At 68.1% G+C, this 14,581-nt stretch carries 11 protein-coding genes; 2 read left to right on the forward strand and 9 right to left on the reverse strand.

The features are described 5' to 3' along the window. Positions 1–61 precede the first annotated feature (61 nt). The 4 genes from ACOCMH_RS24000 to ACOCMH_RS24015 form a co-directional block, all read right to left on the reverse strand. Complete coding sequence (locus tag ACOCMH_RS24000; RefSeq protein WP_427309320.1) at positions 62–1,027, reverse strand: TRAP transporter substrate-binding protein; 966 nt, start codon at positions 1,025–1,027, stop codon at positions 62–64. 126 nt (positions 1,028–1,153) lie between these two features. Beyond that, entirely contained in the window at positions 1,154–2,518 is a 1,365-nt protein-coding gene (locus ACOCMH_RS24005; RefSeq protein ID WP_427309322.1) for an amidase, read from the reverse strand. A 201-nt stretch (positions 2,519–2,719) separates the two neighbouring features. Then, positions 2,720–3,835 carry an ATP-binding protein gene (locus ACOCMH_RS24010; protein ID WP_427309324.1) on the reverse strand — a complete coding sequence of 372 codons (1,116 nt, stop codon included), beginning with the start codon at positions 3,833–3,835 and terminating at the stop codon, positions 2,720–2,722. A 337-nt stretch (positions 3,836–4,172) separates the two neighbouring features. Further along, on the reverse strand, positions 4,173–4,457 hold the full coding sequence (locus tag ACOCMH_RS24015) for a hypothetical protein (protein WP_427309325.1): 285 nt from the start codon (positions 4,455–4,457) through the stop codon (positions 4,173–4,175). A gap of 482 nt (positions 4,458–4,939) precedes the next feature. Here ACOCMH_RS24015 and ACOCMH_RS24020 point away from each other — a divergent pair, with 482 nt between their 5' ends. After that, positions 4,940–5,530, forward strand: coding sequence for a winged helix DNA-binding protein (locus tag ACOCMH_RS24020; RefSeq protein ID WP_427309327.1), 591 nt, complete (start codon positions 4,940–4,942; stop codon positions 5,528–5,530). A 191-nt stretch (positions 5,531–5,721) separates the two neighbouring features. After that, positions 5,722–9,768, forward strand: coding sequence for a phosphoribosylformylglycinamidine synthase (purL, locus tag ACOCMH_RS24025; RefSeq protein WP_427309329.1), 4,047 nt, complete (start codon positions 5,722–5,724; stop codon positions 9,766–9,768). Between the two features lie 603 nt (positions 9,769–10,371). Here purL and ACOCMH_RS24030 read toward each other — a convergent pair. The 5 genes from ACOCMH_RS24030 to ACOCMH_RS24050 all read right to left on the reverse strand — a co-directional run bounded on the left by ACOCMH_RS24030 (position 10,372) and on the right by ACOCMH_RS24050 (position 14,257). Then, positions 10,372–11,166, reverse strand: a complete 795-nt coding sequence (locus ACOCMH_RS24030; RefSeq protein WP_427309331.1) for a peptidylprolyl isomerase — start codon at positions 11,164–11,166, stop codon at positions 10,372–10,374. Between the two features lie 4 nt (positions 11,167–11,170). Further along, entirely contained in the window at positions 11,171–11,479 is a 309-nt protein-coding gene (locus ACOCMH_RS24035; protein ID WP_427309332.1) for a BolA family protein, read from the reverse strand. A gap of 47 nt (positions 11,480–11,526) precedes the next feature. Further along, positions 11,527–12,066, reverse strand: a complete 540-nt coding sequence (locus ACOCMH_RS24040; protein ID WP_427309334.1) for a septation protein A — start codon at positions 12,064–12,066, stop codon at positions 11,527–11,529. A 45-nt stretch (positions 12,067–12,111) separates the two neighbouring features. Further along, positions 12,112–12,567, reverse strand: a complete 456-nt coding sequence (gene msrB / locus ACOCMH_RS24045; RefSeq protein ID WP_427309336.1) for a peptide-methionine (R)-S-oxide reductase MsrB — start codon at positions 12,565–12,567, stop codon at positions 12,112–12,114. Positions 12,568–12,688: 121 nt separating this feature from the next. Then, on the reverse strand, positions 12,689–14,257 hold the full coding sequence (locus ACOCMH_RS24050; protein ID WP_427309338.1) for a protein adenylyltransferase SelO: 1,569 nt from the start codon (positions 14,255–14,257) through the stop codon (positions 12,689–12,691). Positions 14,258–14,581 lie beyond the last annotated feature (324 nt).

A 14,581-nucleotide genomic window follows, 5' to 3' on the forward strand; every position in this document is an offset into this window, starting at 1 on the left:
ATGGCAGCCGGCGCGGCCGCGATGCAGGGCGCTCGAGATCGGTGGACGCGGGCCCGCGGGTTTACTTGCGGTACGCGTCGAGGATGGCCTTGCCGTCGGCGCCCGCGCTCTTGGCCCAGTCGTCCACCATGGTCTGGCCGACCTTCTGCATGTCGGCCTTGAGCTGCGGCGAGGGCGGCTGCACCGTCATGCCGTTCTTCGCCAGCGTGGCCAGGTATTCCCGGGTCTTCTGCTCAGACACCTGCCAGCCCCGCTTCTCGGCGTCGGCGACGGCCTTGAGCAGCGCGTCCTGGGTGGGCTTGTCGAGCGCCGCGAAGGCCTTCTTGCTGACCACCAGCATGTTCTTGGGCAGCCAGGCATCGACGGCATAGAAGTACTTCACGCTCTCCCACACCTTGGTGTCGACGCCGGTTGCGCCCGACGACATGAAGGAGTTGACGGTGCCGGTGGCCAGCGCCTGCGCCAGGTCGGCGGCCTGGATCGTGACCGGCTGCGCGCCGACCAGTTCGGCGATGCGCGAGGTGGCGGGATTGTAGGCGCGCCACTTCAGGCCCTTCATGTCCGCGGCCGAATTGATCGGCTTGTTGGCGTAGATGCCTTGCGGCGGCCACGCCACGGCGTACAGCAGCTTCAGGCCCTGCTTGTCGAGTATTTTCTCCGTGACCGGGCGCGATGCGTGCCACAGCTTGTAGGCATCGGCATAGCTGGTGGCCAGGAACGGCACCGCGTCGACGCCGAACACCGGGTTCTCGTTGGCCAGCAGCGACATCAGGATCTCGCCCATCTGCACCTGGCCGGTCTGCACGCCGCGCTTGATCTCGTTGGCCTTGAGCAGCGACCCGTTGGGGTGCAGCACGATCTTGAGCTTGCCGCCGGTGGCCTTGTCCACGTCGCTGGCGAACTGCTGCAGGTTCTCGGTGTGCAGGTTGGCTACGGGGTAGCCGGTGGGCAGGTCCCACTTGGTGTCCGCCTGTGCCGCCGCGGCGGCCAGCATCAGCGCGGCCGCGATCATTGCCTTGACTCGCATCTTTCGATCTCTCCTGGTGTGCGCGCAGGGGCGCGGTTGTACAGCGGGTTGCGTACTACCTGGTACCACGCGCATGCCCGGTGCCCCGGGCGCGCATGGTGCAAGATCAACGGCGCGGCGGCGGGCTCAGTCGTCGCGCGGTGACGGCTGCACGATGCGTTCCAAAGCAAGGGCCGTGCCGAGCAGGCCGGCGTCGCGCATCGGCCCGTGCGACAGCATCAGTCCCACCGGCAGCTCGTCCGGCGCGTGGCAGGGCATCGACACCGAGCAGCCGTCGAAGAAATTGAAGGCGGAGGTGTTGCGCAACAGCAGGGCATTGACGCGGAAGAACTCCGCGTCATCGGTGCGCAGCGGCGCGATCTCGGGCGCCACCATCGGCACGGTCGGGCAGACCACCGCGTCGAAGCCGGCCAGCCGCGCTTCCATGCGGGTAATCCAGTCCAGCCGCGCGCGGCCCAGGTCGATATAGTCGGCGGCGCTGATACCCGCGCCGCGGTCGATGCGCGATGCCACGCGCGCATCGTAGCGGTCGCGGCGGGCCGCCAGCACGTGGCGGTGGATGGCGTAGGCCTCGGCCGCGCTGAAGCCGCCGTGCGCGTTCAGTGCGGCCAGTTCGCCGAGTTCGGGCAGGTCGACATGCTCCAGCCGCACGCCGGCGGCCGACAGCCGGCCCAGGGCGCGGTCGAAGGCGCGCGCCACCACCGGATCGAGATCGTCCAGCAGCAGCTGGCGCGGTATCGCCAGCCGCGTGGCGGCGGGGTCGGTCACGCGCGGCAGCAGGGCGCTGTCGGCGATCACGCTGTCCACCGCGATGCAGTCGCTGACCGTGCGCGCCATGGCGCAGGCGGTGTCGAGCGTGTACGACAGCGGGAACGCCCCGGCCAGCGGCACGCGCCGCGCGGTGGGCTTGAAGCCGGTGATGCCGCACAGCGCGGCCGGGATGCGGATCGAGCCGCCGGTGTCGCTGCCCAGCGCGGCGACCGCCAGCCCCAGCGCCACCGATACCGCGGCGCCCGACGACGATCCGCCCGGGATGCGCGCGGCGCCATCGGCGCCGGCCGGATTGACGGGCGTGCCGTAATGGGGATTGATGCCCACGCCCGAGAACGCGAATTCCGTCATGTTGGTGCGCCCGACCAGGGCTGCGCCGGCCGCGCGCAGCCGCGCCACCACCGGCGCGTCGGCGGCGGCCGGCGCGGCATCGGCGCGCACCAGCGAGGCGGCACGCGTGACCTCGCCCGCCACGTCATACAGGTCCTTGACCGAGACCGGCAGCCCCGCCAGCGGATGCAGCGCCTTGCCGGCGCGGCTGGCGGCATCGGCCGCGCGCGCCACCTGCGCGGCTGCGTCAAAGGTGCTGTGCAGGAACACGGCCTCGGCGGCCGGCGTGGCCGCCCGGGCCGCGGCCTGCTCGATGATCTGCGTGCGGCTGGTGGCGCCGTCGCGCAGGCGGCGGTTCAAGGTATCGAGGTCGGGAAGCATCAATGGCATGGGGTCTGCAAACAGGTGCGGGTCAGCGCTCGGCGGGCGCGGGCGGGCCGGGCAACGCCACCGACCCGGCCTGCCGGGCCGCCGGGGCGGCGCGGGAACCTCAAGGGTAGCAAGAAGCCCCGCAAGGTGACAGATAGGGATGGCCTCTATGGGATGGCGCGCAGGCCGCTGGTATCTACGGCACCGCCGAGCGGGGAACGCCTAGGGCTGGCGCGGCAGGCGTACCTCGAACACCGTGCCGGCCGGATCGGAGCGAGCCTCGATCGATCCCTGGTGGGCCCTGGCGATTTCGCTCGCGATATACAGCCCGAGCCCCAGTCCGGGGGCGTTCTTGTGGTGCGGATCCGGGCCGCGCTTGAGCGGATCGAAAATCTGGGCCAATGTCTGTGGATCAATGGGCGGGCCGCTGTTCCAGACCGCGATACGCACTTCCGCATCCTGGCCCGTCAGGACCACGCGGACCGGCGCGTCCGCCGCGCCGTACGTGACCGCATTGGTCACCAGGTTGGAAAGCAGCTGCTGCAGGCGCAAGCCGTCCCAGACGCCGCGCAAGTCGCCGCTGACATTCAGCTCGATGCGGTGGGCCGGGTGGGCGGCGCGCAGTTGGTCGACGGCATCGCCAAACACCAGCGCCAGGTCGATGCCGGCTGGCGTGATGTTGATACCCAGGCCGAGCTTGGTCCGGTTGAAATCGCACAGGTCGTCGAGCAGCGCATTCATGCGGGCGCCGCTGCGGATGAGCCGGGTGGCGGCTTCCGAAACTTTCTCGCCGGCATTCAGCGCTGCCAGGAAGCGGGCGGTGGTCTGGATGGTCTGCAGCGGACTGCGCATGTCGTGCCCCAGCATGCCGAGCAGCAGGTTGCGCGCCTGCTCGGCCTGGGTATCGAAGAAGCCCACCGATTCCGCGACGGCCTGGTCGACAGCCTCGTTGAAACGGATCATGTCGTCGACATCCGGCGGGTCCGGCTGGCAGGCATCGATCCACAGGCGCAGCACGCTGGCGCGCAGGGCGCGGTACTCGGCGACCATCTGGTTGATGTTGAAGCCGTGGCGGGCGCGCAGCAGCGCGTGGGTCTGGGCCGCGGTTTCCGGTGCATCGGCCAGGCGCGGAGCCCGGCCAATCGACTTTTCCCGCTGGGCGTCGCGGGTTTGCGGGGTCGACAGGTCCTTGGCCACGGCCGACAGGATCTGCTGCGCATGATCGCGCAGGGCAAGGGCATCCAGGTGTCGTGCGGCAGGCATCAGGGTGGCGGCAAACGCCTCCCATTCCGTCACGATGCGCGCCATGTCGCGCAAGATGAAATCAGCAAGTCGCATGTCTGCTCCGGCGGGATGAGCGAACCATCGATGCAGGTTGGCCGCAGCCATCTTACGCTGTTTGCAGGCGCGCTCCCTGATCGATCAACATTGCGATATCAAGCCGGCGGTCCCTCGGGGCTGCCCGCGGCCGCACGCCACCAACATGGCGATGGCTGTGCAGTTCGCCGTTTTACGCGTTCGGCCTGCGCCGATCTCGGTGGAGATCGCCGCCTCGGGCGCCGCGAACCGTCGTGGCTGCATCGGGCTTCCGGACTCCAGTGCCCAGCCATAGTCAATCGGCGTAACGCGAATGATTCGCGCTTGCAGGCCATCCGGATGCGGTGCCGGCCTTGCTTCAGGCAGGCTCGGCGCGATAGGCCGACCAGTAGTAGTGGCTGTGCCGGTTATGGCGGGCGAGCTTCTTCACGATAAAGAGGCGGACCGTGCCGAGATGGCCGGCTTCTACCAGGACCTCATGATGATTGGGCGCGTCCGCCGTGGCGCGCGGCAGGGTCTGCAGCGCGGCGGCGACATGGTGCCCTTGCACTTGCGCCAGTATGCCGTTTGCCCCCGGCGCCGGGTACGTGGCTGGGACCGAAGCCGGCAGGTGACAGGCCGCGGCCCGTTTGCTGTTGCCCATGCTCAGCTCCGCCCCGGCACGACGCGCACGCCGTCCCGACAGGTCTCGATGCGGGGCTGGTGGCCATAGGCGCGCAAGAGCCGGACATCGTGCCTCGCTGACGCCGGAATGTCCTGTCGGCAAGCCAGGGCACTGCGGCTGATGTGGAAGGGGCCGCAACCGGGGCAAAGGTAGAGATAGCCGTGCGGTGCGGCGCGCGTGCGCTCGGCGGCAGCGCCGCAGAGGGGGCAGTTTGCAGGTTCGGGCGACATGGGGGGCTCGGATCGGTACTGTATGGATATACAGTATAGCGCTTCCCGCGATGCGCGAGGGCTGGTCACGCCGCGTGATTGAACCGACCGCCACGCCGGTGGGCCGGTGCGCGAAATGTCGTTTTATTCCTGGTAATTCGCCGATAAACTGTCAGCCCAAAGGCGGTGGCCGCGGGGACGGTCCCGCGAAATTTGCCCCCGTCAACGCGCCCCATCGAAAGGAATCTCCGCATGTCACGCAAGCCAGCCGAAAGCGCGCCCGCCATCGCGGCCGCCGATGCCCCAGCCGGCAGGCCCGCTCCGGCACTGTCGCGCGCCGCCGGCGCGAATATCGTGTCGTCGTCGCATCTGGTGTCGGTGCGCAGCCCCGAGTTGTCGGAATTCGAGTTCGGCCTGAATACCGCCTACAACGCCTACAGCCGCTGGGTGGTGCGTTGCATGGGCGCGGCCGGCGTGCGCGACCTGACCTTCCTGGATGTGCTGGTGCTGCACCATGTCAACCACCGTGGCCGCTCCAAGCGGCTGGCCGACATCTGCTTCGTGCTCAACGTGGAAGACACGCACCTGGTTACCTATGCGCTGAAGAAGCTGCAGGGGCTGGGGCTGGTGAGCGGCGAACGGGTGGGCAAGGAGGCTACCTATTCGACCACCGAGGCTGGCGCCGAGGCGTGTGCGCGTTATCGCGAGATCCGCGAGCAATGCCTGACCAGCAATTTCACCGCGGGCAGTGAAGAGAATGCCGAGATCGGCGAACTGGCCCGGCTGATGCGCGTGCTGACCGGGCTGTACGAGCAGGCCGCGCGCTCGGCGACGTCACTCTGATCCTGTAAGCGGGCCCAAGTGATGCATAAGCGTTATCACGATCTTGCCTGACACAGCGCGGCCGCAATGCCGCAGTGCAAAAAACGGGGGCCGGCAAGGTACAATAGCGGTTTCCCGCCAGCCGGCACCCCATGCAGCGGTGCCGAGCAAGCAGCAGCCCCCTACCTCACCGCCTCCCGACCGCTACGATCATGGCGCATTTCTCGTGCTTCCCCGGCGCTTTGGCGCTTTCCGCCTTCCGTCAGCAACGCCTGCTCACCGCTCTCCGGCAAATCGACGCCGATATCGAGTCGGTGCACGGCCAGTTCCTGCATTTCGTCGATGCGCAGACGCCGCTGTCGGCCGACGACCAGTCGCGCGTGGCGGCGCTGCTGACCTATGGCGCACCATTCGCCGAGCAGCCCGAGGGCGACCGCTTCGTGGTGATCCCGCGCTTCGGCACGATCTCGCCGTGGGCCAGCAAGGCCACCGACATCGCCCACAACTGCGGCCTGACCCATATCCACCGCATCGAGCGCGGCATCGAGATCACCGTGGTCTGCAAGAAGGGCCTGCTGCGCGGCCGCAAGTCGCTGGACGCGGACACCCGCGCCGCCGTCGCCGCGCACCTGTTCGACCGCATGACCGAGACCGTGGTCGCGTCGCGCGACGATGCCGCCGGCCTGTTCCAGGAACTGCCGGCCAAGCCGCTGCGCTTCATCGACATCGCCGCCGGCCGCAGCGCGCTGGCCGCCGCCAACGTCGAGATGGGGCTGGCGCTGTCCGAGGACGAGATCGACTACCTGGTCGACGCCTACCGCAAGCTGGAGCGCAACCCGACCGACGTCGAGCTGATGATGTTCGCACAGGCCAACAGCGAGCATTGCCGCCACAAGATCTTCAACGCCACCTGGACCATTGACGGCGTGCAGCAGGACAAGTCGCTGTTCGCGATGATCCGCAATACGCACCAGCTCAATCCGCAGGGCTCGATCGTGGCCTACTCGGACAACTCGGCGGTGATGGAAGGCGACGTCGCCGAGCGCTGGTTCCCGCGCGGCGACGACCACAAGTACGGCCGCCACGAAGCGCTGACGCACACGCTGATGAAGGTGGAGACGCACAACCACCCGACCGCGATCTCGCCGTTCCCGGGCGCTTCGACCGGCGCCGGCGGTGAAATCCGCGACGAAGGCGCGACCGGCCGCGGCGCCAAGCCCAAGGCCGGCCTGACCGGTTTCACGGTGTCAAACCTGATGCTGCCGGATGCCGTGGAGTCCTGGGAAAACGACCGCGACGCCGCCCAGCCGGTGGCGCACCGCAACCCCGACGACAAGCCCGGCGTGACCGGCAAGCCGGACCGCATCGCCTCGCCGCTGCAGATCATGATCGACGGCCCGCTCGGCGGCGCCGCGTTCAACAATGAATTCGGCCGCGCCAACCTGGGCGGCTACTTCCGCGTCTACGAGCAGAACGTCGGCGGCACCGTGCGCGGCTACCACAAGCCGATCATGATCGCCGGCGGCATCGGCAATATCGACGCCGCGCACACGCACAAGAACCCGCTGCCGGCCGGCACGCTGCTGATCCAGCTGGGCGGCCCGGGCATGCGCATCGGCATGGGCGGCGGCGCCGCCAGCTCGATGGCAACCGGCACCAATACCGCCGACCTGGACTTCGATTCGGTCCAGCGCGGCAACCCCGAAATGGAGCGCCGCGCGCAGGAAGTGATCAACGCCTGCTGGCAGCTCGGCGACGCCAACCCGATCCTGTCGATCCACGACGTCGGCGCGGGCGGCATCTCCAACGCGTTCCCGGAACTGGTGGACGGCGCCGACCGCGGCGCGCGCTTCGACCTGCGCCAGGTGCACCTGGAAGAGTCCGGCCTGTCGCCGGCGGAGATCTGGTGCAACGAGTCGCAGGAGCGCTATGTGCTGGCGATCGCGCCGGATAGCTTCCCGCAGTTCCAGGCCATGTGCGAGCGCGAGCGTTCGCCGTTCGCCGTGGTTGGCATCGCCACCGAGGAAAAGCAGCTGCAGCTGGTCGACGCCAGTGTCGACGCCGCGCTCAAGGAACACTACGCGGTCAACATGCCGATGGACGTGCTGCTCGGCAAGCCGCCGCGCATGCACCGCGACGTCAAGCGCGTCGAGCAGCCGCTGCCGGCCGTGGACGTGACCGGCATCAGCCTGGAGCAGGCGGTGCGCGACGTGCTGCGCCACCCGACCGTGGCCAGCAAGTCGTTCCTGATCAGCATCGGCGACCGGACCGTGGGCGGCATGAACGCGCGCGACCAGATGGTCGGCCCGTGGCAGGTGCCGGTGGCCGACGTGGCCGTGACCACGCTGGACTACCAGGGCAAGGCCGGCGAGGCCATGACCATGGGCGAGCGCACGCCGCTGGCCGTGATCGACGCACCGGCCTCGGGCCGCATGGCGATCGGCGAGGCGCTGACCAACCTGGCCGCCGCGCCGGTCAAGGACCTGGGCAAGGTCAAGCTGTCGGCCAACTGGATGGCGGCCTGCGGCGTCGAAGGCGAGGACGCGAAGCTGTATGACACCGTGCACGCGGTCGGCATGGAGCTGTGCCCGGCGCTGGGCATCAGCATCCCGGTCGGCAAGGATTCGCTGTCGATGCGCACCAAGTGGCAGGACGACGGCGTCGACAAGGAAGTGGTCGCGCCGGTGTCGCTGATCATCTCGGCCTTTGCCGCGGTGGACGACGTCAACCGCACGCTGACGCCGCAGCTGCGCACCGACGCCGGCGACACCGTGCTGATCGCCGTCGACCTGGGCCGCGGCAAGCACCGCATGGGCGGCAGCATCCTGGCGCAGGTGACGCAGCAGGTCGGCGACAGCGCGCCGGACGTCGACAACGCCGAGGACCTGAAGAACTTCTTCAACGTGATCCAGCGCCTGAACCGCGAGGGCAAGCTGCTGGCCTACCACGACCGCTCCGACGGCGGCTTCATGGCGGCGCTGGCGGAAATGGCCTTTGCCGGCCATTGCGGCATCTCGCTCAACGTCGACATGCTGGCGCTCGATCCGCAGCAGGAGCAGGACTACGGCGACGCCAAGAACTGGGCCCAGCAGATCGCCGAACGCCGCAACGACCAGACCCTGCGCGCGCTGTTCTCGGAAGAGCTGGGCGCGGTGGTGCAGGTGCGCATGGAAGACCGCGACGCCGTGTTCGCGGTGCTGCGCGAAGCCGGGCTGTCGGCGTGCAGCCATGTGGTCGGCAAGCCCAACACCACCGACCAGGTCGAGATCTACCGTGACGCCAAGAAGGTGTTCGGCGCGTCGCGTACGGACCTGCAGCGCAACTGGAGCGAAGTCAGCTGGCGCATCGCGCGCCTGCGCGACAACCCGGCCTGCGCCGACAGCGAATATGACCGCCTGTTGGACGCCGCCGACCCGGGCATCAGCACGGTGCTGACCTTCGATCCGGCCGAAGACATCGCCGCGCCGTTCATTGCCACCGGCGCCCGTCCGCGCGTGGCGATCCTGCGCGAGCAGGGCGTCAACTCGCAGATCGAGATGGCATACAGCATGGACCGCGCCGGCTTCGATACGCACGACGTGCACATGAGCGACCTGATCGCCGGCCGCGCCAGCCTGGCCGACTTCCAGGGCTTCGTGGCCTGCGGCGGCTTCAGCTACGGCGACGTGCTGGGCGCGGGCGAGGGCTGGGCCAAGACCATCCTGTTCAACGCGCAGATGGCCGAACAGTTCGCGGCGTTCTTCAACCGCCAGGACACCTTCGCGCTGGGCGTGTGCAACGGCTGCCAGATGATGAGCAACCTGGCCCCGATCATCCCGGGCGCAGGCGCCTGGCCGAAGTTCACGCGCAACCAGTCTGAGCAGTACGAGGCGCGCTATGTCACGGTCGAGGTGCAGTCGTCGCCGTCGATCTTCTTCGCCGGCATGGAAGGCAGCCGCATCCCCATCGTGGTCGCCCACGGCGAAGGGTTTGCCGACTTCTCGCAGCAGGGCAATATCGACCAGGCCCATGTGGCGCTGCGTTTTGTCGACAACTACGGCGCGGTCACGCAGACCTATCCGCTCAACCCGAACGGTTCGCCCGACGGCATCACCTCGGTGACCACCGTCGACGGCCGCTTCACCGTGCTGATGCCGCATCCGGAGCGCGTGTTCCGTGCCGCGACCATGAGCTGGGCGCCGGACGCGTGGAAGCAGGTTGCCGATGGTGGCAGCCCGTGGATGCGGATGTTCCGCAATGCGCGCAAGTGGGTGGGGTGAGATCCAGCGCCAAGGCCGCGAACTGCTGAGGGTTTGCCCCGCTGCTCGCGTATGGTGAGGGCAGACGGGGAGGGCGAGCCGGGGCCTGCAACGGCCGTGACTTCGTCGATACGCCCGCCCACACCCCCGCCCCTCTCCCGCAAGCGGGAGAGGGGAGCCAACCGGTGGCTGCGTCAGATTCCTCGGGCTTTGCAACAGGCCGCTTGCGTGCTCCCTCTCCCGCTTGCGGGAGAGGGCTGGGGTGAGGGCGGGAGCATCAACGAAGTCAGGCGGTCACACCCCCCGCCCGCGAACTCCACACCACACACGCATACGTCAGCATCCGCGCGCCCTCATAGCCGCGCGTAGCCACGAGCGCGCCGCTGGCCAATCGGTAGGCCACCACGGCATGCAAGGTCTTTTCAGGGGAATACCGGTCCCGCAAGGGGAGGTGGGGATGGAGCTGGCGCCAGCCGGGGGCGGCGCCGTCCAGGGTTGCCCAGGCCAGTGCGCAATAGCACATGCCCCGGGACGAGAGATGCCAGAGTTGCCAATAGCGGCCGGTCGTCTCCACGCGCTGCATCCTTGATGGCTGCAGGACCGGGGGGGCGGCCGGCCCGCGGCTTACTGGACCTTGGCCTTGTCCTTCAGCGACTTCATCATGGCCTGGAACTGCTCACGCTGCCAGTTCTGGTCGCCCATCAGCATCTGTGTCAGCTGCGGCTTGACCTCTTCGAACGACGGGATCTTGGCGTCGCGCACGTCGACCAGCTCGATGATGTGCCAGCCAAACTGGGTCTTGACCGGGGTGTCGGTCATCTGGCCCTTCTTCAGGCTGGTCATGGCGGCCGAGAACTCGGGCACGTAGCTGCTGCTGTTGGCCCAGTCCAGGTCGCCTCCGTTGGCGCCCGAGCCCGGGTCCTTGGACGCGGCCTTGGCCTGGTCCTCGAACTTGGCGCCGCCCTTGATCTTGGCGATGATGGCCTTGGCGTCGGCTTCCTTCTCCACCAGGATATGGCGGGCATGGTATTCCTTGCCGTTGCCGAACTGCGACTTGATCTTGTCGTATTGCTTGCGCAGCTCGGCGTCGCTGGCGCCGTGGGTCTTGACGTAGTCTTCGAACACCGCGCCGGCCAGCACGTTCAGGCGCGCCTGTTCCAGTTGCTCCTGCACGTCGTCGCGCTGGGTCAGGCCGCGCTTGTTGGCTTCCTGCACGAGCAGTTCGCGGTCGATCAGCATGTTGCGGGCGCGCGTGCGCAGCTCCGGGCTGTCCGGCTGGCCGGTGCCGGCGATCAACTTGTCCAGCTTTGCCGACGGAATGGCCTTGCCATTCACGACGGCGGCATTCTGGGCGATGGCCGGCAGGCTGCCGGCAGCAAGCACAGCCGCCAGGCTGAACGAGAGGACGGTGGTCTTCATGGAATCAGGTCTGAGAGTTGCTGGAAGAATCGCGTGCGCGGGACTGGTACTCCTGGTCGGTGAACGCAGTCACGGCGAGGGCGTGGATCTGCGTGGGGAACAGACCGCGCAGCGCATCATACACCATGCGGTGTCGGGCAACCCGGTTGTGACCCGCAAAGCGCTCGCTGACGATTGTCACGTCGTAATGTCCGCCGCCAGAGGCGGCGCCGGCATGTCCGGCGTGCAGCGCGCTGTCGTCGCGCACGGCCAGGTGGCTGGGGGCGAGCGCTGCGCGCAGCATCGCCTCGATCGTAGCGGGATCGGCTGCCATCGATGGTTTCCTTCGGTTCTGGAATACGGGAGGGAACGGCGGCGCCGTCAGTCCTGGCTGTTCTCAGGCATGTGGCGCGACAGCCAGACGCTCTGCGCGACGATAAAGACCAGCATCAGCCCCATGCTGCCGAACAGCTTGAAGTTGACCCAGGCCTCGGTCGAGAACTGGTAGGCCACGTACAGGTTAAGCACGCCCATGGCGGCGAAGAAGCCGGCCCAGGCAAGATTCAGCCGCGCCCACACCGGATCCGGCAGGGTGACCTGCTTTTCCATCATGGCGCGGATCAGGTTCTTGCGCCAGACCAGCACCGAGCCCAGCAGCGCAACCGCGAACAGCCAGTACAGCACGGTCGGCTTCCACTTGATGAAGGTCTCGTTGTGCAGCACCAGCGTGGCGCCGCCGAACACCGCGATGATCAGCAGGCTGACCCACTGCATCGGCTCCACCCTGCGGTGGCGGAACCAGACCCAGCCGATCTGCAGCACCGTGGCGCCGATGGCCACGGCGGTGGCGGTGTAGATGTCGGCCAGCTTGAATGCGGCAAAAAACAGGATGACCGGGAACAGGTCGAACAGGAATTTCATGCGGGTCCAGGTTGTGTCCGGCGTCGTGGCCGGACAATTTGGGCTTCAGGGCTGCGGTTCGCGCTTGGGCGCTTCGGCAGCGTGGGCATCATCCGCCGCACGCTGGTCCGGATCGCGATCGTCGAATTTTAGCGCAGCCGAGTTGATGCAATAGCGCAGGCCGGTCGGTGCCGGGCCATCCTCGAACACGTGGCCCAGGTGGCTGCCGCATTCCTTGCAGCGGACTTCCACCCGCGTCATGCCGTGGCTATGGTCGGCGTGCTCGGCAATCACCTCGCCGTTGATCGGGCGGAAATAGCTGGGCCAGCCGCAGCCGGCGTCGAACTTGGTGGCGGATTCGAACAGCGGCGTGCCGCAGCCCACGCAATGGTAGATGCCGTTGTTCCAATGGTCCCAGTAGCGCCCGGTGAAGGGGCGTTCGGTGGCGGCCTCGCGGGTCACGCGGTATTCGATCTCGGAGAGTTGGGCACGCCACTCGGCGTCGGTCTTGGTGGTGGTCATGGTTTTCCTCGCGGAGTTGCTTGGAGTCGATTGCCGGTCAGGCGTTCGTCCGCGTTGGTCGTCGGCAATGCGCGAACCTTACACCGGCCCGCGCCGGCTTGCAGGCGCGCATCACATCCCGTCACGACGAGCAGCTGACTTCCAGCCCCGAGGCCCAGTCCGGCGGCAGCGCCGCATAGTGCTCGGCCTCCGGCTGTTCGTCGAACGGACGCGACAACACCGCCAGCAACCGGTCCACTTCGCTGAAGTCCTTGTCGCGGGCATGGCGGATGGCGGTCTCGGCCAGGTGGTTGCGCAGCACGTACTTGGGGTTGACCGCCAGCATTTCCAGTTCGCGGGCGGCGTCGTGCGAGGACTCGGCACGCAGGCGTACGCGGTAATCGGCCACCCAGGCGTCGAAGGCCGCGCGATCGAGGAACAAGTCGCGCACCGGCCCGTCGCGCGAGGCGTCGGTCGACGCAATGCGGCACAGCCTGCGCCAGAACAGGGTGTAGTCGACGCGCTGGCTATGCAGCAGCTGGAACAGCCCGGTCAGCAGCGGCTCGTCGGCCTTGTCGTCGCCGCCGGCGGGCGGGCGCAGGCCCAGCTTGGCGCGGTAGTGGCGGAAGAAGGCGGCGGCGTAGCGCTCGCGGAACGGGTCCAGCGCGGCGCGCGCGGCTTCGACGGCGGCGTCGCGCGCGCCTTCGCGGTCGGCGTCCTCGGGCGCCAGCCACAGCGGCAGCAGCGCCTGCGCCAGGCAGTGCAGGTTCCAGAACGCCACCTGCGGCTGCTGGCTGTACGCATAGCGGCCCTGGGTGTCGGAGTGGTTGCAGATATGGTTGGCGTCGAACGCGTCGAGAAAGCCGAACGGGCCGTAATCGATGGTCAGGCCGAGGATCGACATATTGTCGGTGTTCATCACGCCGTGGCAGAAGCCCACCGCCTGCCAGTGCGCGATCAGGTCGGCGGTGCGCAGCGAGACCTCGCGCAGCAGCGCCTGGTAGGGCTGCGCGTCGTCGCGGCAGGCGGGCATGAAATTGTCGATGACGAAGTCCGCCAGCTTGCGCAGCGCGGCCACGTCGTCGTGCGCGGCGAAATGCTCGAAGTGCCCGAAGCGGATAAAGGTCGGCGACAGCCGGGTCACGACCGCGGCGGTCTCGATGGTTTCGCGCCGCACCGGCGCGTCCGAACCCATGATCGATAACGCGCGCGTGGTCGGCACGCCCAGCGCGGCCATGGCCTCGGAGCAAAGGTACTCACGGATCGACGAGCGCAGCACCGCGCGTCCGTCGGCCATGCGCGAATACGGTGTCAGGCCCGCGCCCTTGAGCTGGATTTCCCACGGGCCAGTGTCGGTCTCGGCCTGGGCCAGGCGGATGGCGCGGCCGTCGCCGAGCTGGCCAGCCCAGACCCCGAACTGGTGTCCGGAATAAACCGTCGCCAGCGGATCGGCCCAGGCCGGCACCTGGTTGCCAATGAAGGTCTCGATAAAGTCTTGTTGGCTGCCGACGCCGGCGTCCCAACCGAGCAGCGCTGCGGCTCCCGGCGCCACGCTCACCAGGTATGGCGACGGCAGCGGCGTGGGACGCAGGCGTGTGAAGAAATGCGGGCCCAGGTCGGCAAAGCCGGGCGCGGTAGGGAAAGGCAGGGGCAACGTCGCCGGCGCGGCGGCGGCGGATTGGGTAGCGTGCGGCTGGGGCGTATCTGGCATCGCGTAGGGGCGCTCGGGCGTCAGGTGGCAGTGCGCTTTCGGTGCGCTTGGCGGGGTGCCGCGGCACGCGTCCAAGGCGGTGCGGCGCGGGCTGCAGAAGGCACGAAAATGCGATGGTGGCTAGGGAAAACGACATGTTGAGGTGCAACATGCCACGCAGTATTGTACGTCCTCAACGGCACGTCACCGCGCCCGGCGGGACATGCCGCCATGCACCGCAAGGTTATTTCCTGCCTTCACTGCACCCATGAATCCGGTGCATGGACTTCCGCAGAATTGCGGCCCCGACGACAGCAAACGCGACGACAGTACGGCAGTGCACGA

The organism is Cupriavidus sp. H39 (assembly GCF_050271075.1).
Lineage (GTDB): Bacteria > Pseudomonadota > Gammaproteobacteria > Burkholderiales > Burkholderiaceae > Cupriavidus > Cupriavidus necator_B.

Excerpts from the sequence above, each read along its gene's own strand:
- ACOCMH_RS24000 (WP_427309320.1), bottom strand. The coding sequence starts at position 1,027 with ATGCGAGTCAAGGCAATGATCGCGGCCGCGCTGATGCTGGCCGCCGCG.
- ACOCMH_RS24010 (WP_427309324.1), bottom strand. The coding sequence starts at position 3,835 with ATGCGACTTGCTGATTTCATCTTGCGCGACATGGCGCGCATCGTGACG.
- ACOCMH_RS24050 (WP_427309338.1), bottom strand. The coding sequence starts at position 14,257 with ATGCCAGATACGCCCCAGCCGCACGCTACCCAATCCGCCGCCGCCGCG.
- purL (WP_427309329.1), top strand. The coding sequence starts at position 5,722 with ATGGCGCATTTCTCGTGCTTCCCCGGCGCTTTGGCGCTTTCCGCCTTC.
- ACOCMH_RS24035 (WP_427309332.1), bottom strand. The coding sequence starts at position 11,479 with ATGGCAGCCGATCCCGCTACGATCGAGGCGATGCTGCGCGCAGCGCTC.
- msrB (WP_427309336.1), bottom strand. The coding sequence starts at position 12,567 with ATGACCACCACCAAGACCGACGCCGAGTGGCGTGCCCAACTCTCCGAG.
- ACOCMH_RS24005 (WP_427309322.1), bottom strand. The coding sequence starts at position 2,518 with ATGCCATTGATGCTTCCCGACCTCGATACCTTGAACCGCCGCCTGCGC.
- ACOCMH_RS24015 (WP_427309325.1), bottom strand. The coding sequence starts at position 4,457 with ATGGGCAACAGCAAACGGGCCGCGGCCTGTCACCTGCCGGCTTCGGTC.
- ACOCMH_RS24040 (WP_427309334.1), bottom strand. The coding sequence starts at position 12,066 with ATGAAATTCCTGTTCGACCTGTTCCCGGTCATCCTGTTTTTTGCCGCA.
- ACOCMH_RS24020 (WP_427309327.1), top strand. The coding sequence starts at position 4,940 with ATGTCACGCAAGCCAGCCGAAAGCGCGCCCGCCATCGCGGCCGCCGAT.
- ACOCMH_RS24030 (WP_427309331.1), bottom strand. The coding sequence starts at position 11,166 with ATGAAGACCACCGTCCTCTCGTTCAGCCTGGCGGCTGTGCTTGCTGCC.